The following is a 19,309-nucleotide window of genomic DNA, read 5'->3' as shown; positions in this document are numbered from 1 at the left end:
AGGGGATGCGGCTGCGCATTCTCGAGGCTGCCAAGCAGGAATTTTCCGCTCACGGGCTCGCCGGCGCGCGCGTCGACCGGATCGCGGCCAAGGCCGGCGCCAACAAGCGCATGCTGTACTACCATGTCGGCAACAAGGACGACCTCTATCTCGCGGTGCTGGAAGGCGCTTATGACAAGATCCGCAGCGAGGAGCGGGGGCTCGATCTCGAACATCTCGATCCGCCCGAGGCGATCAAGCGGCTGATCGGGTTCACCTGGGGTTACTTCCTGCGCAACCCCGAATTCCTGTCACTGCTCCAGACCGAGAACCTCGTCCGGGCAAAACACCTCAAGCGCTCGACCAAGGTCAAGTCGATGCACTCGCCCTTCGTCGAGATGATCCGCACCGTGGTGCGGCGCGGCGTCGAGAGCGGGGATTTCCAGGTCGCGGTCGATCCGGTGCAGCTCTACATCTCGATCGCGGGCCTCTGCTTCTTCTACCTGTCGAATTCGGCGACGCTCAGCGTGATCTTCGGTCGCGACCTGCTCGCCAAGGATGCCAAGGACGAGCGGCTTGCGCACATGGTCGGTCTCGTGCTGGCGGCGCTGACGGGGCAGACCGCCGCGCTGTTCGAGATCGCCAAGGCGCCGAAGTCGCGCACGGCGGTGGCGCAGACGGTTTAGCGTGCAGCACCTGGTGTCATAGCGATAGTCTCGTGCCCCGGACGCAGTGCAGCACGTAAGTGATGCGCTGCAGAGCCGGGGCCCATGCAACCGCAAAGTACGCAGCTCCTGGGTCCCGGCTCTGCGCAGCAGCGCAAGGGCGCTGCAGCGCGTCCGGGACACGAGAGAGGCGCGGAACCCGGCGCAAAACGTCACAGGGAAAGCTCTGGACAGTATTTATCCAACGGGTTAATTTCTCCCCGAACGAAAAAGACGACCGGGAGTGAGGCGTGGCTGAGCTGAAGCCGCAAAGTGCGGTGTCCAAGATGCTGAATGCGGCCTGGGTGCGGCCGTTTCTGTTTCTGGTTTTCATCGTCGTGGCCTGGGATCTCGCAATCCGGCTGTTCAAGATCCCGGCCTATCAGATCCCGTCGCCCGCCGACGTCGTCGCGGTGCTGCGCACCGACTGGCCGGAGCTGCTGCGCCAGTGCTGGCCGACCACCTATGCGACTGTCTGCGGCTTCCTGCTGTCCGCATTGTTCGGCATTCCCGTCGCGATGCTGATCGCGGGCTCGAAGACAGTGGAGAGTTATGTCTATCCGCTCCTGGTGTTCTCCCAATCCGTGCCGAAGATCGCGATCGCGCCGCTGTTCGTGGTGTGGTTCGGCTTCGGCATCATTCCAAAAGTGATCTCGGCCTTCCTGCTCGGTTTCTTTCCCGTGGTGGTTTCGGCGGTGCAGGGCTTCAAGTCGGTCGACCCTGATATGGTCGATCTCGCCCGCGCCATGCAGGGCAGCCGCTTCCAGGTGTTTTGCGCGGTGAACCTGCCGCATGCGCTGCCGGCGATCTTCTCCGGCCTGAAAGTGTCGGTGACGCTCGCCGTGGTCGGCGCCGTCGTCGGCGAGTTCGTCGGCGCCAATTCCGGCATCGGTTATGTGATGCAGCGCTCGATCGGCACCTTCGACCTGCCGACGATGTTCGCGGCCCTCGTCATCCTTGCGCTGCTCGGCGTCATCCTGTTCTGGATCGTCGACCGGATCGAGAAGCTGGTTATTCCCTGGCATGTCAGCCAGCGCGAAGACGTGATTTTCGCCTCTTAAGCAACGGCCACCAACGGCCGAAACATAACGACAAGGGAGAATGACGATGAAGCGGTGGATTGGGGCTGTAGCAACAGCGCTGATGGTGTTTGCGGCCATGCCGGCGCAGGCGGCCGACAAGGTCGTGCTGATGCTGAACTGGTACGTCTATGGCGAGCACGCGCCGTTCTACTACGGCAAGGCCAAGGGCATTTACGCGGCCGAGGGCATCGACCTCGAGATCCAGGAAGGCCGCGGTTCGGCTGCGACCACGCAGGCTGTCGCGGCCAAGACCGCCGATTTCGGCTATGTCGACGTTCCCACCATGATGCGCGCCGCGATCAAGGGCGCGCCTGTGATCGCGACCGGCGTGCTGCTGCAGACCAGCCCGATGTCCGCCATGGGCTTCGTCGACAAGAACATCAGGAAGCCGGAAGACATCAAGGGCAAGACGGTCGCGATCACGCCGGCGGACTCCATGACCCAGATCTGGCCGCTGTTCCTGAAGAAGACCGGCCTGAAGGAAAGCGACTTCACCACCGTTGCCGGTGACGGCCAGACCAAGCTCAACGCCGTCATCAACGGCCAGGCTGATCTGCTGCTCGGATACGTCATGGACCAGTCGATGAAGATCAAGGACGCCACCGGCAAGGACGTCTATCCGATCAAGTTTGCCGACTACGGCATCAACATGGTCTCCTCCGGCCTCATCGCCAATTCCGACTATGTGAAGGCCAATGCCGACCTCGTCCGCCGTTTCATGTCGGCGACGACCAAGGCCGTCGAAGCCGCCGAGAAGGAGCCGAAGGCGGCAGCGCAGTCGATCCTCGATGCCAACCCGAAGGGCGGCAAGATCGACACGCTGACGCAGGGCTTTGAGCTGACCATTCCGCTCTACCGGACGGCCGAGACCAAGAGCAAGCGGCCGTTCCAGGTCACCGACCAGAACATGACGGATACGGTCAATCTGATGGTCGAATATGGCGGGCTCGATGCCAAGGCCAAGGAGAACCCGAAGGCCTTCTACACCAACGACTACCTGCCGAAGAGTGGCACGTGAAGCAAGCCGCAGTAACCAGTGAAACCGTGCAGTCGGCCGCGCATCTGAGACTGGTGAGCGACCGGGCTGCCGGCGGGACGCCAGGCATCAAGCTCTCAGGCGTCTCGAAGACTTACCGGACGCGCGACGGCGATGTGCCATCGCTGCGGCCGCTCGACTTCCACATCAACGACGGCGAGTTTTTCGTCGTGGTCGGCCCAAGCGGCTGCGGCAAGTCCACGCTGCTCAAGCTGATCTCGGGCTTGCTGCCGCCGACCGCTGGCGAGGTGTTGGTTGAAGGCGAGAAGGTGACGAAGCCGCATGGCAATGTCGGCATCGTCTTCCAGAATGCACTGCTGCTGCCCTGGCGCAATATCCTCTCCAACGTGATGCTGCCGATCGACATGAAGCGTCTCGCCCGGGACGAATATCTCGTCCGCGCCAAGGCGCTCTTGAAGCTGGTCGGGCTCGAAGGGTTCGAGAAGAAGCTGCCCTGGCAGCTCTCCGGCGGCATGCAGCAGCGGGCCTCGATCTGCCGCGCGCTGGTGCACGATCCCAAGATCATGCTGATGGACGAGCCGTTCGGCGCACTCGACGCGCTGACGCGCGAGCGCATGAATGTCGAGCTGATGCGAATCCAGCGCGAGACCAGGAAGACGGTGCTCTTGATTACGCATTCGATTCCGGAGGCCGTGTTCCTCGCCGACCGCGTGCTGGTGATGACCGAGCGGCCCGGTGCGGTCGCTGCGATCTACGACGTGCCGCTGCCGCGCCCGCGCTCGCTCGACGTGATGGCCGATCCTGTTTTCACCGAGCTCGTGCAACGCATCCGCAAGCATTTTTTCTCACAGGGGTCGCTGGACTAAAACCATGCCCCCGCGCCTGAAGCTGCGAGATATCGCCTTCTTCGAACGTCCCGTGCATTTCGCGCGGCCGTTCCGCTTTGGCGCTGTTACCATCAACGCGACGCCGCAGCTGTTCGTCCGCGTCGAGATCGAGGTCGAGGGTAAAGGAAGTGCTGTCGGCGCCAGCGCCGAGCTGCTGGTGCCCAAATGGTTCGACAAGCGGCCGGAGCTGTCGCCGGTGCAGACGATCGACGAATTGCGTCGATCGCTCGCGATCGCGCGCGGGCTTTATCTTGCGCGCACCGGATTCCTGACGGCGTTCGATCTGCACGCGTCCTGCATCGGCGCCCAGGTCGCGACCTGTGCGCAGCAGAACATTCCGGCGCTTGCCGCGGCCTATGGTCCGGCAGAAATCGACAAGGCGATCCTCGATGCGCTGCTCCGCGCCATCGAGGCCAATTTTTTCGACGGCATGGCAGCCAACATCGCCGGCATTGATGCCCGCCTGGCGCCGGACCTGAAGGACGCGGACCTCGCGACGTTTCTCGCCGGCCGCAAGCCGCTGCCGCGTGTAGCGATCAGGCATACCGTCGGTCTCGACGACACCGTCGAAGGCGAGGGCGGTGTTGCCGATGTCCTCGAGAACGCTGGTGCGAATTACTTCAAGCTGAAAATGTCCGGCGATCCCGCGGCCGATACGGCGCGGCTGACGCGCATTGGCAAGGAGCTCGACACGCTCGGGCGCGACCACAAGGTGACGCTCGATGCCAACGAGCAATATGCAGATCTCGACGCACTGCAGGCGCTGATCGACCGGCTCGATCGCGAGCCCGCGCTGCGGTCGATCGCGTCGCGATTGCTCTATGTCGAGCAGCCCATGCCGCGCGACATCACCCGGCAATCGCCGCTCGGCTCGCTCGCCGCGCGCGGCTTCATCATCGACGAGGCCGACGATTCCTATGATGCGTTCCCCGCGGCGCGCGCGCTCGGCTATCGAGGCATCTCGTCAAAGTCCTGCAAGGGGCTCTACAAGTCCATCGTCAACGCCACGCGCGCAGCGAAATGGAGCGCGGGCGGAGAGAGGTTCTTCGTGACCGGCGAGGACCTGACCTGCCAGGCGGGCCTTGCCGTGCAGCAGGATCTCGCGCTCGGCGCCTTCATCGGCGTCACCCATGCCGAGCGCAACGGCCATCACTATGTCGATGGCTTTGGCGACACGCCTGCTGCCGAAGCGCAGGCCTTCGCGATCGCGCATCCCGATCTCTATGCCGATGCCGGGCAGGGCATCAGGCTTTCCATTCACGACGGCGATCTCCTGACGGGGTCGCTCCATGCTGCGGGCTTTGCGACGTCGATTCATCCGGACTGGTCGGCGCTTCGTCCGCTCGAACAGCCAAAATCACCTAGGGAGCAATTGGCATGACCACCCAACGCCTCGGCCTCATCATGAACGGCGTCACCGGCCGCATGGGGCTCAACCAGCATCTGATCCGCTCGATCGTGGCGATCCGCGACCAGGGCGGCGTTCGCCTGAAGAACGGCGATCGCATCATGCCCGATCCGATCCTGGTCGGTCGCAGCGCCGAGAAGATCGAGGCGCTCGCAAAACGCTTCAACATCACGCGCTGGACCACCGACCTCGATGCCGCGCTCGCCGACAAGAACGACACCATGTTCTTCGATGCCGCGACCACGCAGGCGCGGCCCGGCCTGCTGACACAGGCCATCAACGCCGGCAAGCACGTCTATTGCGAGAAGCCGATCGCGACGAGTTTTGAGGAGGCGCTCGAGGTCGTCAAGCTCGCCAATGCCAAGGGTGTCAAGCACGGAACGGTGCAGGACAAGCTGTTCCTGCCCGGCCTGAAGAAGATCGCCTTCCTGCGCGACTCCGGCTTCTTCGGCCGCATCCTCTCGGTGCGCGGCGAGTTCGGCTATTGGGTGTTCGAAGGCGGCTGGCAGGAGGCGCAGCGGCCGTCCTGGAATTACCGCGACGAGGACGGCGGCGGGATCATTCTGGACATGGTCTGCCACTGGCGCTACGTGCTCGACAATCTCTTTGGCAACGTCCAGAGCGTGGTCTGTATCGGCAACACCGACATTCCCGAGCGTTTTGACGAGCAGGGCAAGAAGTACAGGGCGACCGCGGATGATTCCGCCTACGCGACCTTCCAGCTCGAGGGTGGCGTCATCGCACACATCAACATGTCCTGGGTCACGCGTGTCTATCGGGATGACCTCGTCACCTTCCAGGTCGACGGCACGCATGGCTCGGCGGTCGCGGGTCTCACCGACTGCATGATCCAGCCGCGGCAGGCAACGCCCCGACCGCTGTGGAATCCCGACGAGAAGCGGCTGCATGATTTTTACGGCGACTGGCAGAAGCTGCCTGATAACGTCACCTACGACAACGGCTTTAGGGAGCAGTGGGAGATGTTCATCCGCCACGTCTACGAGGATGCGCCCTACAAGTTCACGCTGCTCGAGGGCGTCAAGGGCGTGCAGCTCGCCGAATGCGCGCTGAAGAGCTGGAAGGAGCGGCGCTGGATCGACGTCGCCCCGATCAAGGCCTGAAGTCTATTGGATAAGTCGCGATGTTTACCAAGCCGTCATTGCGAGCGAAGCGAAGCAATCCAGTGTCCCTCCGCGGCGACGGTCTGGATTGCTTCGTCGCGGAGTTTATCATCCGGCCGGCCAAAGGCCGGACCGGGTGGCTCCTCGCAATGACGGGGAGAGGTTCGAAATCATGAACAAGCCCGTCCCGCCGATGTCGTCATTGTCGCTCAAGTTGCCGAAGGCCGACCGTTCGATCGAGACCTACCGGCTTGCGGCCTCGCGCACGTTCCCCGCAAAGCTCGACGGACCGCTCAACCGGATCGCCTTCTCCGCCGTGCATACGGTGGCCGATCCCTTTGCCGACAACGATCCCTGGCTTTCTGTGGCCGTCGACTGGGACAAGACCATCGCCTTCCGCGAGCACGTCTGGGATCTCGGCCTCGGCGTGGCCGAAGCCATGGACACCGCGCAGCGCGGCATGGGGCTGGACTGGCCGACCTCGCTGGAGCTGATCACGCGCTCGGTGTCCGCCGCCAAGCGCCGCAATGCGCTGGTGTTCTCAGGCGCCGGCACCGACCATCTCGCCGTGGAGGACGCCAAGAGCCTCGACGACGTGATCCGCGCCTATGAGGAGCAAATTTCGGCGGTCGAGAAGGTCGGCGGCCGCATCATTTTGATGGCGTCGCGCGCGCTGGCCAAGCTCGGCCGCAACGCCGACGACTACGCGAAGGTCTATGACCGTGTGCTCACGCAAGTCCGAGAGCCCGTGATCATCCACTGGCTCGGCGACATGTTCGATCCGGCGCTGACGGGATATTGGGGCACCAAGGATCTCGACAAGGCGATGGACACGGCGGTGGCCATCATCAACGGCAATGCCGCGAAGGTCGATGGGGTGAAAGTCTCGCTGCTCGACAAGCAGCGCGAGATCGACATGCGCCGTCGCCTCGACAAGCGCATCAAGATGTACACCGGTGACGATTTCAACTATGCGGAGCTGATCGCTGGCGATAGCCAAGGCTTTTCACACGCGCTGCTCGGCATCTTCGATGCCATTGCGCCCGCAGCATCCTACGCGCTGTCGCGGCTGGCTGCGGGCGACGAGGCCGGCTTCCACGACGTGCTTGGGCCGACGGTGCCGTTGTCGCGCCACATCTTCAAGGCGCCGACACGCTTCTACAAGACCGGCGTCGTGTTCATGGCGTATCTCAACGGCCATCAGGACCATTTCACCATGGTCGGCGGCCGGGAGAGCGCGCGCTCGATGCTGCATCTGGCCGAGCTGTTCCGGCTCGCCGATCAGGCCGGCCTGCTCGCCAAACCCGAACTGGCGACGCGGCGGATGAAGACCGTGCTGGCCGCGCACGGGATCGACGCCTGATGCGCGATTTCTCGTCCGACCATCGCTGGCTGTCGCTGAACACGGCGACAGTCCGCAAGCAGGGTGACCTCGTCCAGACCGTCGAGGCCTGCGCCAGGCACGGCATCCGCGCCATCGATCCCTGGCGCGATCAGGTCGCGACCGTGGGCCTCGATCGCGCGGCGCGCGCGGTGCGCGATGCAGGGCTTGATCTTTCGGGCTATTGTCGCGGCGGCATGTTCACGTCGGACGCATCGCGCCGCGCCGAAGTGCGTGACGACAACCGCCGCTGCGTCGATGAGGCCAAGGCGCTTGGCGCGCCCTGCATCGTGCTCGTCGTCGGCGGCCTGCCGCAATATTCCCGGCCCGGCAGCGAAGCGTCGAAAGATATCGCGGCGGCGCGCGGGCAGGTCGAGGAAGCTCTCGCCGACATGCTCGATTACGCCAAGCAGGCAAAGCTGCCGCTGGCGATCGAGCCGCTGCATCCCGCCTATGCCGCCGACCGCGCCTGCGTCAACACGACAAAGCAGGCGCTCGACATCTGCGACCGGCTCGACCCCGGCCGCACCGGCATGCTCGGCGTCGCGCTCGATGTTTATCACATCTGGTGGGATCCGGAGCTGTCGGGGCAGATCGCACGGGCCGGCAAGGACCGCCTGCTCGCGTTCCACGTCTGCGACTGGCTGGTGCCCACCAGGGACATCCTCAACGACCGCGGCATGATGGGCGACGGCGTCATCGACATCAAGTCGGCGCGCGCGGCCGTCGAGGCGCAGGGTTTTGCCGGCTATTCGGAAATCGAGATCTTCTCCAACGATTGGTGGGGCAAGCCGATGGACGAGGTGCTACGGACTTGCATCGAACGGCATCGGACATTTGTGTAGAGCGCGATGAAATTAGGTTCGATCGGCTGTCCGGGCTCGCCGCAGGGCGATCGCATATGCCTTTCGGGCGGCCGGCGCTGCCGGCTCGACCGGGTCGCGAATGACCCTCAACGGTTCAGGAACATGCGCGGCGGGGCTGGTGTCCGTATCCGTCCGAAGCGGGCGGCCAAAATCTGAGCCACCCGCCATTTGGATAAGGTTCGCGCAGGAACCTTGCCCCCGTCTGGGATGTTGGAAAACGACACAATCACTCAGGAGGAAACTCTCATGAGAACACTGTTACTGGCTGGTGTGCTGGCGGTTGCTGGTTTCGCTGTCGCCACGCCGATATCCATTGCACCCGCGTCAGCTCAAGTTGCCGTTGATACTCCGCTCGGCGGCGTAAGAGTGGGCCCGGAGCAGCGTTACTACCGGGAGTATGATCGACCCGCTTATCGCGCCTACGGATATGATCGCGGATATCGCGGATGCCGCACCGTCACAATCGAGCGTGACGACGGTTCGGTCCGCAGGGTCCGCCGTTGCGACTAGCAGTACCGGGCTAGAAGATCGAGTTTGACAGGAGCGTCGAGCCGGTTCTCGCGCGGCAAGCAATCTGCGTTGACCAGCGATGAGGCCACGGCTCAGCGAGCTGGTTGGAGTACTACCAGCGAGAGGTGGACAGCCTTCAGCTTTCAGGCTGAATATCATCACCCCGATGCCGCAGCCGCGCCTCAGTCTGTGCAAGATCGGATGCGGTAATCAGAGGCATCAGAGATCGGCAGGCACGGCGGATGTACCCTGCCTGCCGATCTTGAATGGCCCCGACGTGTCATCGTCGGGGCCATTGTTGTGATCGGCGTGGCAAGGCTGGCGATTTTTTGCGGCCATAAGGAAAGACCGCCGAAGGCGGTCTTGCAGTCCAATTGGCCGGGCCAAAATAGTTTCGGGATCAAACTTTGTCCGGCCCGGTCTGATCACGAGCTAACCACCATCCAGGAACGGCCGCTCACAATTAAAATTTCAGTCCTGAAATGGAATGCGCCTCGTAGAGCGCAGGCCGAAAGAGCGGTCATTCTGCGCAGCGCCTTTTGCTGCCGTCAGTGCCCGCGTCGTTCGGCTCGACTATTCGGTGAAAAGTCAGACGATTGCGCTATCATCGATGACCGTCAAACACCGGACTATCGCTCGTCAATTCAATCTGCAAAGCTGTGACAACACGAATGCGCTTGTAAAACAAACAAGCGCGAAGGGAGGTTCGCAGTGGAGAAGGTGCAACGCTTGCGTGCGATGGGTTCGCTGTGCCGTCAACAGGCCGCCTACAACAGCATGAACAAATGGAAGCTGCTCGCAGAAGCAGAATACTGGGACCACCTGGCCGATCTTGAGCTGTCTTCATACTTCCAGCAATGCAACGCCGCTAGCGCAAATGAGATAGAGCGGCCTCAAGCGATCGCAAGCACGAATGGCGCGCGGCAGGAGACGATTTCCAGCGCATGAGGAGGAACGAGGCTGTCGCTTGCATTCCGTGCCACCGCAGTCTCACGGCGAGCCGCGGCCCGGACAGGCATGCTCTCGTCGAGCTTTGAGGCTGGGCGACTACGTCATCCACGGCGTTTGGCCACGTTGCAACGAGAGAATGCGACGCCGCCTTCAAACGCCGGCGCATGACGAAACTGATCTGGGCGGTGTTCATGCGGCCCTGGGGCGGAGCGTGGGGATTCCGCTCACGTCCTCTTCCCGTTCCGCGTGCCAAGTATCATAGGCTGCCTGCATGCGCACCCAAACTCCGGCGCCATCTCCGAACAACTTGCCGAGCCGAACAGCAACGCCCGGCGAGACCGGTTTGCGCTCGCGCAAAATGTCGTAGAGGTGCTGGCGGGAAATGCCGAGAAGCTGCGCAATCTCGGCCTTGGTCTTGCCGGTCGCCGGAATCACGTCCTCCCTCAGCAACGCGCCGGGGTGGGTCGGGCAGCGATCAGGATTACGTTTCGTGACATGAGCCATGATCGTCTCTCTCAGTGATATTGTTCGAAGTCGATCCGACAGGCGTCGCCGGCCTCGAATTCGAACGTGATGCACCACGGCCCGTTCACGTGGACCGAATAGCGCGTTGGCTTAAAGCCTCGCAAGGCATGGAAATCAAAGCCCGGGATATTCACTTCCTCGGGCACTGCAGCTGCATCCAGGCGATCAAGACGACGAAAAATCCGCGCGTGCATTTTCGCGTCGATTTTCGCTGTTCGTCCCTTTTCCCAAAGCTCCGCGAGAGCCTTGCTCTTGAAGCCTCTGATCATAGCTTCAAGCATGTAAGCTAATAGCTGACATATGTCAATAACTAGCTTACGTCATAGCTCCGCTTATGTGCCTAGGGACCAGCGACCTGTTGCAGCGTGTTGAAGCGCGCCTTTTGCTCGCTGCTCAGCGTCGCATAGAACTCGTCCAGGGCCGGCTCGACCAGCTTGGCGGCGCTCACCATGGCCTCGAGCCGGTGCTGCATCGCCTCTAGCCGCCCGACCGGCGTCAGCGGTACATCGTTCGGGCAGGCCGCCTGCAGGTCTTCGACACCTTTGGCCGTCGCTTCGCTGAGGCGGTCGAGCGCGTCCTTTTGCTTGCCCGCGGGGTGGAGCACGGCCTCGATCCTTTGGATCGGCAACTGGGTGAGGCCGGACTTCGGATCGCCGCAGCCCTCGGCAGTGGTTTGGGCACTGGCTTGCTGCTGCGGCGGCGAGCGCTCGCCAACATTGGGGCCGAGCGCGTTGAAGCGCGCCTGCTGCTCGTCACTGAGCGAGTTGTAAAAATTCTCCAGTGCCGGCCGCACGATCTTGACCGCTTCCAGCGTCGCACTGACGCGGTTCATCATCGCCCGCAAGCGGCCGGGCGGCGTCAACGCATAAGTTTCCGCGCAGGAGTCCTTGAACACGCCGGCAGCGTTGGCCGCCGCGGCCTTCAATTCGTCGAGCAGCGCGCGTTGCTCCGGCGTCGGCCGCACGGCTCGCGCGATATCGGCGAGCGGCCACGCCGTGACGCCCTTGTCCGGCGTGCCGCACAATTGCTTGAGCGTCTGCGGGCTCACGCTGGCGCGCTGGCGCGCGGGATAGCCGCCGCCGGCTTGCGGATAGTCATACGGGTTGGTGCTGGCATAGGCGGAGTAGGGGCTGCTGTCCCCGCCCCAGAACACGGTGTCGACGAGGTCGTCATAGGCGTAGGCCCAATAGCCGGGCTCGTAGGCTTGGGGCCAGAACGTGTAGTCAAAAATGTCGGAATAGGCGTAAGGCCAGAACACCGGTCCAAGCCATGCCACGAAGGCCGCCGGATGGCGGTGCCGCCAGGCCTGCCGGGGCGCCCAGCCGCTTTGGCGAGCGATAAGCGCCGCCTGGCTTTGCGCATTGGCTTGCTCGCGGAACCGCGCGGCAAAGCGCCCGCGCTCGGCAGCCCGCGCGGCGGCCGCCGCTGCAGCTGTTGCAGCGGGAGCCTGTCCCAGCCTTTGCTGGCGCGCCAGATCGCCCTGCTGCGCGCGTTGCTCGCGCTGGAGCAGGCGGTTCTGCGATTGCAGCATGCGTTCTTGCGTCCGCTGCGCGCGCGCACCTTCCGGCTTTTGCGACTGGAGTTGCTGCACGCGCTGCTGGAGCCGATCGATGCGGGTCTGGCGCTCCGTCGTCTGGCGCGATAGCACGTCGCGCTGCCGCTGCTGCACCATCTGCTGGTGCTGCTGGATCTGCTGCTGATGCTGTTGCGCGCGCTGATCGATCTGCCCCTGTCGCGACAGCCGCTCGCTCACGGCCGGCGGCGCGCTTGGGCGCGACGGCGCGGCGATATGCGGCGTCGGCCGCGGCGCCATGGCCGGACGTTGCGGTGCAGGCGGCGGCCGATGGAATTCAGGCCGCGGCGTTGCCAGGTGCGGGGCCGTGTGCGGCGGGGCCATGTGCGGGGCAGCCCGCGGCGGCGGTGCAGCGAAGTGGGGCGCCGGACGCGGCGGCGGTGCGGCGATGTGTGGCGCCATCGCCGGTCGCTGCGCCATGGCCGGCGGATGGAATGCCGGCGCGGCGGGACGCGCCATGGCTGGTGGCGCGGCAGGGCGGGCCATGGCTGGCGGCGCCGCAGGACGCGCCATTGCGGGTGGCGCTGCCGGCCGTGCAGCCGGCGCTGCGGCCGGCCCTGGTGGTCCACCCCTTCCATGGGGCTGGGCGGATGCACTGATGCTCGCCGCCAGCATCGAGGTACTGATCAAAAAAGCCGTCAAGCAGACGCCACGCGGAAGCATGATCGTAGCTCCCAGCTCCTAACTGCCCGCGACGTTCAACGCAGAAGTGCCGGAATGGTTCGTTGTCGGCCGCGGCCGACATTGCGATCTTCCGCCGCAGGCAGCCTCAAGAGAAATCCTGCGTCAGGATCGTCGCGAACTGCTCCAGCGCCCAGTCGACCTGGTCGCTGGTGATCACCAGCGGCGGGGCGATGCGGATCGTGTGCTCATGGGTGTCCTTCGCCAGGATGCCCTTGCCCTGGAGCGCCTCGCAGTAGCGGCGGGCGCGGCCGGCCTCGGGATGCAGCTCGACCGCCAGCATCAGGCCGCGCCCGCGCACCTCGCGGATCGTGTTGGCGCGGATGTCCTTCAAGCCTTGCAGGAAGCGCGCGCCTTGCGTGGCCGCGTTCTCGATCATGCCTTCCTCGACCAGCACGCGCATCGCCGCGCGCGCCACCGCGCAGGCCAGCGGGTTGCCGCCGAAGGTCGAGCCATGCTGTCCGGGTCGGAGTGTCCCGAGCACGTCGTTGTTCGAGAGCACGGCCGACACCGGATAGAAGCCGCCGGACAAGGCCTTGCCGAGCAGCGTCACGTCCGCCTCGATGCCCTCGTGCTGTTCGGCGAGCAGCTTGCCGGTGCGGCCGAGCCCGGTCTGGATCTCGTCGAGCACCAGCATGACGTTGTGGGCGGTGCAGAGCTCCCGCACCCCAGTGAAATAGCCGGCTGGTGGAATGATGACGCCGGCTTCGCCCTGGATCGGCTCGACCAGAAAGGCGACCGTGTTTGGCGTGATCGCTGCTTCCAGCGCCGCGGCATCGCCGAACGCGATGATCCTGAAGCCCGGCGCGAACGGCCCGAAGTGTCCGCGGGTCTCGGCGTCCGTCGAGAAGCCGACAACGCCCAGCGTGCGTCCGTGGAAATTGTCGGCGCAGACGATGATCTCGGCCTGGCCGTCCGGCACGCCTTTCACCTCGTAGCCCCATTTGCGCACCGACTTGATCGCGCTTTCGACCGCCTCGGCGCCGCTGTTCATCGGCAGCACCTTGTGGGAGCCGGTCAGCGCCGCGATCTCCTCGTAGAACAAGGCGAGCTGGTCGTTGTGAAAGGCGCGCGAGGTGAGCGTCAGCCGGTGTGCCTGTTCCACCATCGCCGCCAGGATCTTGGGGTGGCAGTGGCCCTGGCTGACCGCGGAATAGGCGGAGAGGCAATCGAGATAACGGTTGCCTTCGGTATCCCAGACCCAGACACCTTCGCCGCGCGTCAGGACGACGCCGATCGGCTGGTAATTATGGGCGCCAAAGCGTGCTTCCGTTGCGAGGAGATCAACGACCGACGGGCTCATTTTTCGTCACTCCCATGGACAGCTTGGGACGTGCGCGATGCTGCCGATTTGCCCCGGCGTGTCAAATGGTTCTGGGCATCCACCGGGAATTTTCGACCAACCCGGCCCCTACTGTGCATGGGGTTGTTTTCGACATTTTTGTTTGGGCCGGGCTTTTCAGGAGTCCTGATCGCGATGCGCGATCTCCAGCGTGACCAGCCGCGCCAGCAGCGTCGCCGGATAGAGCTGGCCGAAGATGGCTTCCATGTTGCACAGGCTGCGCGCAACCGGGTGCAGCGGGGCGACGTCGCCATATCCGGTCGTGGTCATCGTTGCGAAGCTGAAATAGATGACCTCGCTTGCGAGGCTGGGACTGTCTTCCACCTTCATGCTGACGAAGGCGTCCTGATCCAGCGAGCCGATAAAGGTGTAGAGGGCTGCGAAAATGATCGCGACAGTCAGATACAACAGCACCGCGCCGATCACGCGATGATAGGTCACGCGCCCCGGCGCAAAAGTCTGGCGCGCGACCGCCCAGGCCATCGTCGCGCCCACAATGAACCACGAGCCCGCGAACAGATTGAGATCGAGAATGGACGGCGATTTGATCCGCAGGATCGCGCCGGTCACGATCATGCCGAGCGCGATCAGCATGCCGATGACCGCGACCGGGCTGCCTGATATCACGAAGATGCCGCAGACCAGCAGCAGCGCCAGCACCAGCTCGGACACCTGGAATGCAAAAAGCCCCAGCGCCTGCAGCGGCGCGATCACGAACATCATGATCACCAGCAGCACTGTCAGCACCGTCAGGGCCGGATCGGCCCAGCGTTCGCGCAATCGATCGATGTTCATGACGCCTCAGCCGATCGAGCAGGGTACGCTCAGGAAGCCGCGGAACCGGACGCGGCCGCCGCGCACGGGCTGACTGCCCACGGCATAGTCCGGGAAGCGCGCCAGGAACCGCGAGATCGCAATCGCGCCTTCGAGCCGGGCCAGCGCCATGCCGGCGCATTGGTGCGCACCGGTGGCGAACGCAAGGTGCCGGTTCGGCGTGCGCGCGACGTCGAAGCGTTCGGGCTCCGGAAACTGCGCGGGGTCGCGATTGGCAGCTCCAATGCACAGCGTCACCGACGTGCCCGCTTCGAGCATGACGCCGCCGAGCTCGACCCGCTCCGTCGTCATGCGGTTGCCGAGCTGGTTCGAGCTTTCGTAGCGCAGCATCTCCTCCACCGCGGTCTTGATCATATCGGGATTGTCGATCAGCCGCTGCTTCTGGTCCGGATTCCTGTCGAGCGCGACGAGGCCGTTGCCGATCAGATTGGTGGTCGTCTCGTGGCCGGCGTTGAGCAGGAAGATGCAATTGTGCAGCAGCTCTTTCTCCGTCAGCCGCTCACCGTTGTCTTCACCCTGGATCAGGCGCGTCAGCACGTCTCGCTCGGGATTGCCGGGCTTCTGGCGCCGGCGCGCGACCAGCGTCTCGAGATAGGCAAGGAAGTCCGTCACCGCCTTGTTGCCCCGCGCGGCGACCTCAGGCGATACGACCGGCTCGAGCGCGCCAAGGATCGCCAGCGACCAGTCGCGCAACGGCGTGCGCTCCTCATGGGGGACGTCGAGCAGATTGCCGATCACCTCGATGGGGATGGAGGCGGCAAAATCCTCGATCAGCTCGCAATCGCCCTTGGCAGCGATGGTGTCGAGCAGGCCGTCGACCAGCTTGACGATGTCAGGCTCCATCCCCGCGATCGCGCGCGGCGACAGCGCGCCCATGATCAGGCGCCGCACCCTTGTGTGCGCCGGCGGATCGTTGAAGACGAGGCTTGTGGTGTGGTGCTCGTAGAGCGGGGTGTCGCCATATTTCGGCGCGAACTCGCGCTTCTTGTCCGAGCTGAACGATTTTGTGTTCTTGTAGGTGGCGACAAGGTCGTCGTAGCGGGTCAGGAACACGGTGCCGCTTGGCAGGCGCTTGACCGGCTCATTCTCCCGCAGTGCACGATAGGTCGGGTAGGGATCGTAGTAGAATTCGCGCGTCAGCATCGCCAGATCGAAATTGGCCGCCAATTCTTTCGCATCTGCGTTCATGCGCCATACTCACCGGTTGAGACCGATATGCCGTTTTCGCTCTTTCGAGCCGTGCTGATCACCGTCTACAGTCTCGCCGTGATTTGCTAGCCGACCGGACAGGAAAATGCACGCCCGCGCTGATGCTTCCGACACGGCCCCGAATTGGCCGGACGATATTTTCGCGACCTTGCAACGCTTCGACGTCCGCCAGGTGCCCTACGTGCCCGATGCCGGCCACTCGAAGCTGATCCAGCGCGTGCTCGGCTCCTCCACAATGCGCGGCATTCCGCTGACGACGGAGGAGGAAGGCGTGGCACTGCTCGCCGGCGCCTGGACCGGCGGTCAGCGCGGTGTGCTGCTGATGCAGTCGAGCGGCGTCGGCAATTGCATCAACATGCTGTCGCTGATCCCGATCTTGCGTTTTCCGTTCCTCACCCTCGTGACCATGCGCGGCGAGTGGGGCGAGTTCAATCCGTGGCAGGTGCCGATGGGCTCGACCACGCAGGGCGTGCTCGAGCTCTCCGGCATCAAGGTGCTGCGCGCCTCGAACGCAGCCGAGGTGCCGGCCGTGTTGGAGGCGGCCGCGGCGCAAGCCTACAATGCGCTGACGCCCACCGCCGTCCTGCTATCGCAGCGCCTGATCGGCGCCAAGGTTTTCACCAGATGAGCAAGGCCAATCTCCTCGACCGCCGCCAGGTGGTGTCCGCGCTGCTGGCCAACCGCAAGGACGTCGTCGCGATCGGTGGCCTCGGTGCCTCCACCAACGACATCACCGCCGCGGGCGATCATGCCCGCAACTTCTATCTCTGGGGGGGCATGGGCGGCGCTGCGATGATCGGGCTGGGTCTCGCGCTGGCGCAGCCAAAGTTGCCGGTGCTGGTCATCACCGGCGACGGCGAGATGCTGATGGGGATGGGCAGCCTTGCCACCATCGGCCTGCAGAAGCCGGCCAACCTCTCGATCGCAGTGCTCGACAACGAGGCCTATGGCGAGACCGGTGGCCAGACCAGCCACACTTCGGCTGCGGCCGATTTGGTGGGCGTCGCCAGGGCCTGTGGCATCACCGACAGCCGGGCGATCTCGACCATGGCCGAGGTCGAAACCTTCGCCAAGACCGTCCATGATCTCTCGGCGGGGCCGCGCTTTGCCAATGTGAAGATCGACAGCGCCAGCGTCGAGCGGATTTTGCCAAGTCGGGACGGGACCTACATCGTCAACCGGATCCGCGGCGATCTCGGCTTCCAGCCGATCTGACATCGCCCGGTTGCTCTCGCCCTCGCCGACGGCCGGCCCTCGGTGGTCGGGAAAGTGTGACCAATTTCCAACAAGTCGGCACCCACCTAGGTTGCGTCGCACCATTTGGCTTGACTTTGGCGTGGGTGAGTGCTTACTCACTAGCATGAGCTCATTGCGTATGACGAGCGACCTGAGGCGTCAATTGATCCTCGGAGCCGCAAAGCGTTGCTTTGCCCGACACGGCTATACCGGCACCACGACCAAGAGCGTGGCGGCCGCTGCTGCCATTTCCGAGGCGCTGCTGTTCAAGCATTTCCCGTCCAAGGCGGCGCTCTATGCCGAAATCCTAAGCGACGAGTGCGAGGCGGACCCGGCGCTCATGGATCTGCTCGAGCGCGAGCCATCGACGGCCACCCTGGTCGAGCTGATCCGCGGCATGGTCCAGCATTTCCTGCGGATTGCCGACGGCCCCGACCAGGAGGAGGCCCAGCGCCTGCGACTGATGGCCACCAGTCACCTGGATGACGGCGAATTCGCTCGTTTGCTATATGCCAAGATCGAGACGCTGATCGGGGCGGTCTTCGTCGCCTCGCTCGAACGCGCGGTCGCCGCCGGCGATGCGCGGGCGAGTGGCAGTGAACCGCTCAACCTGTTCTGGTTTGCGCATCATACGGTGATGACCGCTGCGCTGACCAGGCTGCCGTCCGTGCCCTGTCTCGCTTATGGCAGGGCGAACGATCTGGAGCGGCAGCTCTGTGAGTTTCTCTTGAGAGGCATCGGACTTAACGACGCCGCAATTGCTTCGCATTTGGGCCGCGATCAGGCCGCTTGTGCCGGCAAAACGGCGATTGCAGAAAGCGCATGACATGAACATCGTAACCGAACACAAGATTTCGGGCGAACCGATCGACAGCAAGGCTCCCAAGCGTCCGGTTCGGCCGGTGCTCTGGTTCATCATCGTCGGCACGCTCCTGGGCGCGCTGGTCGGTGGTCTCGTCTGGTTCAACTATTTCCGTGGCCAGATGATCAAGCAGTTCTTCGCCAACAACAAGCCGCCGCCGACTGCCGTCAGCGCGGCGGAAGCGAAGTCCGAGGTGATCCCGAACCTGCTCACCGCGGTCGGCGGCCTCACCGCCGTGCACCAGGTCGACGTCAGCGCCGACGTAAACGGCCGCGTCACCGAGATCAAGTTCGAGCCCGGCGCCCATGTCGAGGCCGGCACGCCGCTGGTGCAGCTGTTCGACGCGCCCGATCAGGGCGACCTCGCCAACTACAAGGCCCAGGCAACGGTCGCACAGCTCTCGCTCGACCGCGCAAAACAGCTGGCGTCGCGCCAGTTCGGTCCGCAGGCGACCGTCGATTCCGCGCAGGCCGCCTATGACCAGGCGCTGGCCGGCATCGCCAAGACCGAAGCGCTGATCTCGCAGAAGCTCGTCCGCGCGCCGTTCTCAGGCGATCTCGGCGTCCGCAAGGTCGAGGTCGGTCAGTATCTGACCGCGGGCACGGCGATCGTCTCGCTGACTGATCTGTCGGAGCTGTGGGCCAACTTCACGGTGACGGAAAAGGACTCCGCGAATCTCAAGGTTGGCCAGCTGGTCCGGCTGAAGGTCGACGCCTATCCGGGCCGCACTTTTGACGGCAAGATCACCACGATCGAGCCGCAGATCGCCGCCGACACGCGCAACATCCGCGTGCAGGCGACTGTCTCCAATCCGGAGAAGATCCTGAAGCCCGGCATGTTCGTGACCACCACGGTGGTGCTGCCGGACAAGCCGGCCGTGATCACCGTTCCGGAGACGGCAGTTGACTACACGCTGTACGGCGACTCGGTGTTCGTGATCACCGAGAAGCAGGGAGAGGACGGCAAGACCAGCCTGAGTGCGGTGCGCACGTTCGTGCAGACCGGCAGCCGGGTCAATGGTCGCACCGAAATCATCAAGGGCGTGAAGCCGGGCGACAAGGTCGTCGCCGTCGGCCAGCTCAAGCTGCAGTCGGGCGCCGCCGTGGCGATTTCGCCCGACCCTGCTCCGCAGATCCCGGCGCAACCGCCGCGCTACTGACA

The 19,309-nt window shown here is 64.1% G+C and carries 20 protein-coding genes; 14 read left to right on the top strand and 6 right to left on the bottom strand.

Going from position 1 to position 19,309, the window contains the following annotated elements; genetic code table 11:
* Positions 1–5 precede the first annotated feature (5 nt).
* The 9 genes from FXB38_RS01275 (at position 6) to FXB38_RS01230 (ending at position 9,883) form a co-directional block, all read left to right on the top strand.
* Positions 6–665, top strand: a complete 660-nt coding sequence (locus FXB38_RS01275) for a TetR/AcrR family transcriptional regulator (RefSeq protein WP_148749025.1) — start codon at positions 6–8, stop codon at positions 663–665.
* Between the two features lie 269 nt (positions 666–934).
* Positions 935–1,744, top strand: coding sequence for an ABC transporter permease (locus FXB38_RS01270; protein ID WP_148748970.1), 810 nt, complete (start codon positions 935–937; stop codon positions 1,742–1,744).
* A gap of 46 nt (positions 1,745–1,790) precedes the next feature.
* Complete coding sequence (locus FXB38_RS01265) at positions 1,791–2,783, top strand: ABC transporter substrate-binding protein (RefSeq protein ID WP_187434592.1); 993 nt, start codon at positions 1,791–1,793, stop codon at positions 2,781–2,783.
* Positions 2,780–3,628 carry an ABC transporter ATP-binding protein gene (locus tag FXB38_RS01260; protein ID WP_148748968.1) on the top strand — a complete coding sequence of 283 codons (849 nt, stop codon included), beginning with the start codon at positions 2,780–2,782 and terminating at the stop codon, positions 3,626–3,628. Before FXB38_RS01265 ends, FXB38_RS01260 begins: the two co-directional genes overlap by 4 nt.
* 4 nt (positions 3,629–3,632) lie before the next feature.
* Positions 3,633–5,030 (top strand): enolase-like domain-containing protein, encoded by a 1,398-nt coding sequence (locus tag FXB38_RS01255; RefSeq protein ID WP_148748967.1) that lies wholly within the window; start codon positions 3,633–3,635, stop codon positions 5,028–5,030.
* Positions 5,027–6,178 (top strand): Gfo/Idh/MocA family protein, encoded by a 1,152-nt coding sequence (locus tag FXB38_RS01250; RefSeq protein WP_148748966.1) that lies wholly within the window; start codon positions 5,027–5,029, stop codon positions 6,176–6,178. Before FXB38_RS01255 ends, FXB38_RS01250 begins: the two co-directional genes overlap by 4 nt.
* Before the next feature lie 172 nt (positions 6,179–6,350).
* Positions 6,351–7,541 carry a dihydrodipicolinate synthase family protein gene (locus tag FXB38_RS01245; RefSeq protein ID WP_148748965.1) on the top strand — a complete coding sequence of 397 codons (1,191 nt, stop codon included), beginning with the start codon at positions 6,351–6,353 and terminating at the stop codon, positions 7,539–7,541.
* On the top strand, positions 7,541–8,404 hold the full coding sequence (locus tag FXB38_RS01240) for a sugar phosphate isomerase/epimerase family protein (RefSeq protein WP_148748964.1): 864 nt from the start codon (positions 7,541–7,543) through the stop codon (positions 8,402–8,404). The genes FXB38_RS01245 and FXB38_RS01240 overlap by 1 nt, the downstream gene beginning before the upstream one ends.
* A gap of 1,242 nt (positions 8,405–9,646) precedes the next feature.
* Entirely contained in the window at positions 9,647–9,883 is a 237-nt protein-coding gene (locus FXB38_RS01230) for a hypothetical protein (RefSeq protein WP_148748963.1), read from the top strand.
* 192 nt (positions 9,884–10,075) lie between these two features.
* On the opposite strand, the gene FXB38_RS01225 is transcribed toward FXB38_RS01230, so the two are convergent.
* From FXB38_RS01225 to FXB38_RS01215, 3 genes are all read right to left on the bottom strand, one after another.
* Positions 10,076–10,390, bottom strand: a complete 315-nt coding sequence (locus tag FXB38_RS01225; RefSeq protein ID WP_187434591.1) for a HigA family addiction module antitoxin — start codon at positions 10,388–10,390, stop codon at positions 10,076–10,078.
* A gap of 11 nt (positions 10,391–10,401) precedes the next feature.
* Positions 10,402–10,680, bottom strand: a complete 279-nt coding sequence (locus FXB38_RS01220; protein ID WP_148749023.1) for a type II toxin-antitoxin system RelE/ParE family toxin — start codon at positions 10,678–10,680, stop codon at positions 10,402–10,404.
* 71 nt (positions 10,681–10,751) lie between these two features.
* Positions 10,752–12,224 carry a Spy/CpxP family protein refolding chaperone gene (locus FXB38_RS01215; protein ID WP_148748962.1) on the bottom strand — a complete coding sequence of 491 codons (1,473 nt, stop codon included), beginning with the start codon at positions 12,222–12,224 and terminating at the stop codon, positions 10,752–10,754.
* A gap of 82 nt (positions 12,225–12,306) precedes the next feature.
* Here FXB38_RS01215 and FXB38_RS01210 point away from each other — a divergent pair, with 82 nt between their 5' ends.
* On the top strand, positions 12,307–12,669 hold the full coding sequence (locus FXB38_RS01210) for a hypothetical protein (RefSeq protein ID WP_148748961.1): 363 nt from the start codon (positions 12,307–12,309) through the stop codon (positions 12,667–12,669).
* An 84-nt stretch (positions 12,670–12,753) separates the two neighbouring features.
* Here the strand turns inward: FXB38_RS01210 and rocD are convergent, their stop codons facing one another.
* From rocD to FXB38_RS01195, 3 genes are all read right to left on the bottom strand, one after another.
* Positions 12,754–13,968 (bottom strand): ornithine--oxo-acid transaminase, encoded by a 1,215-nt coding sequence (gene rocD, locus FXB38_RS01205; RefSeq protein WP_148748960.1) that lies wholly within the window; start codon positions 13,966–13,968, stop codon positions 12,754–12,756.
* Between the two features lie 156 nt (positions 13,969–14,124).
* Positions 14,125–14,802, bottom strand: coding sequence for a potassium channel family protein (locus FXB38_RS01200; RefSeq protein WP_148748959.1), 678 nt, complete (start codon positions 14,800–14,802; stop codon positions 14,125–14,127).
* 6 nt (positions 14,803–14,808) lie between these two features.
* A complete protein-coding gene (locus FXB38_RS01195) occupies positions 14,809–16,029 on the bottom strand; it encodes a cytochrome P450 (RefSeq protein WP_148748958.1) in 1,221 nt (406 codons plus the stop codon).
* A gap of 106 nt (positions 16,030–16,135) precedes the next feature.
* Between FXB38_RS01195 and FXB38_RS01190 the strand changes: the two genes are divergently transcribed.
* The 4 genes from FXB38_RS01190 to FXB38_RS01175 all read left to right on the top strand — a co-directional run bounded on the left by FXB38_RS01190 (position 16,136) and on the right by FXB38_RS01175 (position 19,307).
* The gene (locus FXB38_RS01190) at positions 16,136–16,678 is read left to right on the top strand and encodes a phosphonopyruvate decarboxylase (RefSeq protein WP_148748957.1); all 543 of its coding nucleotides are present in this window, start codon (positions 16,136–16,138) and stop codon (positions 16,676–16,678) included.
* A complete protein-coding gene (locus FXB38_RS01185; protein WP_148748956.1) occupies positions 16,675–17,265 on the top strand; it encodes a thiamine pyrophosphate-dependent enzyme in 591 nt (196 codons plus the stop codon). Before FXB38_RS01190 ends, FXB38_RS01185 begins: the two co-directional genes overlap by 4 nt.
* A 145-nt stretch (positions 17,266–17,410) precedes the next feature.
* Positions 17,411–18,112, top strand: coding sequence for a TetR/AcrR family transcriptional regulator (locus FXB38_RS01180; protein ID WP_148749022.1), 702 nt, complete (start codon positions 17,411–17,413; stop codon positions 18,110–18,112).
* 1 nt (position 18,113) lies between these two features.
* Positions 18,114–19,307 carry an efflux RND transporter periplasmic adaptor subunit gene (locus FXB38_RS01175; protein WP_148748955.1) on the top strand — a complete coding sequence of 398 codons (1,194 nt, stop codon included), beginning with the start codon at positions 18,114–18,116 and terminating at the stop codon, positions 19,305–19,307.
* Positions 19,308–19,309 lie beyond the last annotated feature (2 nt).

Source organism: Bradyrhizobium cytisi, from assembly GCF_008123515.1.
Classification (GTDB): domain Bacteria; phylum Pseudomonadota; class Alphaproteobacteria; order Rhizobiales; family Xanthobacteraceae; genus Bradyrhizobium; species Bradyrhizobium cytisi.
This window is presented reverse-complemented; position numbering and strand designations above follow the sequence as displayed.

Coding starts and splice junctions, on each gene's coding strand:
- FXB38_RS01250 (WP_148748966.1), top strand. CDS start 5,027: ATGACCACCCAACGCCTCGGCCTCATCATGAACGGCGTCACCGGCCGC.
- FXB38_RS01245 (WP_148748965.1), top strand. CDS start 6,351: ATGAACAAGCCCGTCCCGCCGATGTCGTCATTGTCGCTCAAGTTGCCG.
- FXB38_RS01215 (WP_148748962.1), bottom strand. CDS start 12,224: ATGGCGCCGCGGCCGACGCCGCATATCGCCGCGCCGTCGCGCCCAAGC.
- FXB38_RS01225 (WP_187434591.1), bottom strand. CDS start 10,390: ATGGCTCATGTCACGAAACGTAATCCTGATCGCTGCCCGACCCACCCC.
- FXB38_RS01210 (WP_148748961.1), top strand. CDS start 12,307: ATGTGCGGGGCAGCCCGCGGCGGCGGTGCAGCGAAGTGGGGCGCCGGA.
- FXB38_RS01265 (WP_187434592.1), top strand. CDS start 1,791: ATGAAGCGGTGGATTGGGGCTGTAGCAACAGCGCTGATGGTGTTTGCG.
- FXB38_RS01195 (WP_148748958.1), bottom strand. CDS start 16,029: ATGAACGCAGATGCGAAAGAATTGGCGGCCAATTTCGATCTGGCGATG.
- FXB38_RS01240 (WP_148748964.1), top strand. CDS start 7,541: ATGCGCGATTTCTCGTCCGACCATCGCTGGCTGTCGCTGAACACGGCG.
- FXB38_RS01255 (WP_148748967.1), top strand. CDS start 3,633: ATGCCCCCGCGCCTGAAGCTGCGAGATATCGCCTTCTTCGAACGTCCC.
- FXB38_RS01185 (WP_148748956.1), top strand. CDS start 16,675: ATGAGCAAGGCCAATCTCCTCGACCGCCGCCAGGTGGTGTCCGCGCTG.
- rocD (WP_148748960.1), bottom strand. CDS start 13,968: ATGAGCCCGTCGGTCGTTGATCTCCTCGCAACGGAAGCACGCTTTGGC.
- FXB38_RS01200 (WP_148748959.1), bottom strand. CDS start 14,802: ATGAACATCGATCGATTGCGCGAACGCTGGGCCGATCCGGCCCTGACG.
- FXB38_RS01220 (WP_148749023.1), bottom strand. CDS start 10,680: ATGATCAGAGGCTTCAAGAGCAAGGCTCTCGCGGAGCTTTGGGAAAAG.
- FXB38_RS01190 (WP_148748957.1), top strand. CDS start 16,136: ATGCACGCCCGCGCTGATGCTTCCGACACGGCCCCGAATTGGCCGGAC.
- FXB38_RS01275 (WP_148749025.1), top strand. CDS start 6: ATGCGGCTGCGCATTCTCGAGGCTGCCAAGCAGGAATTTTCCGCTCAC.
- FXB38_RS01175 (WP_148748955.1), top strand. CDS start 18,114: ATGAACATCGTAACCGAACACAAGATTTCGGGCGAACCGATCGACAGC.
- FXB38_RS01180 (WP_148749022.1), top strand. CDS start 17,411: ATGAGCTCATTGCGTATGACGAGCGACCTGAGGCGTCAATTGATCCTC.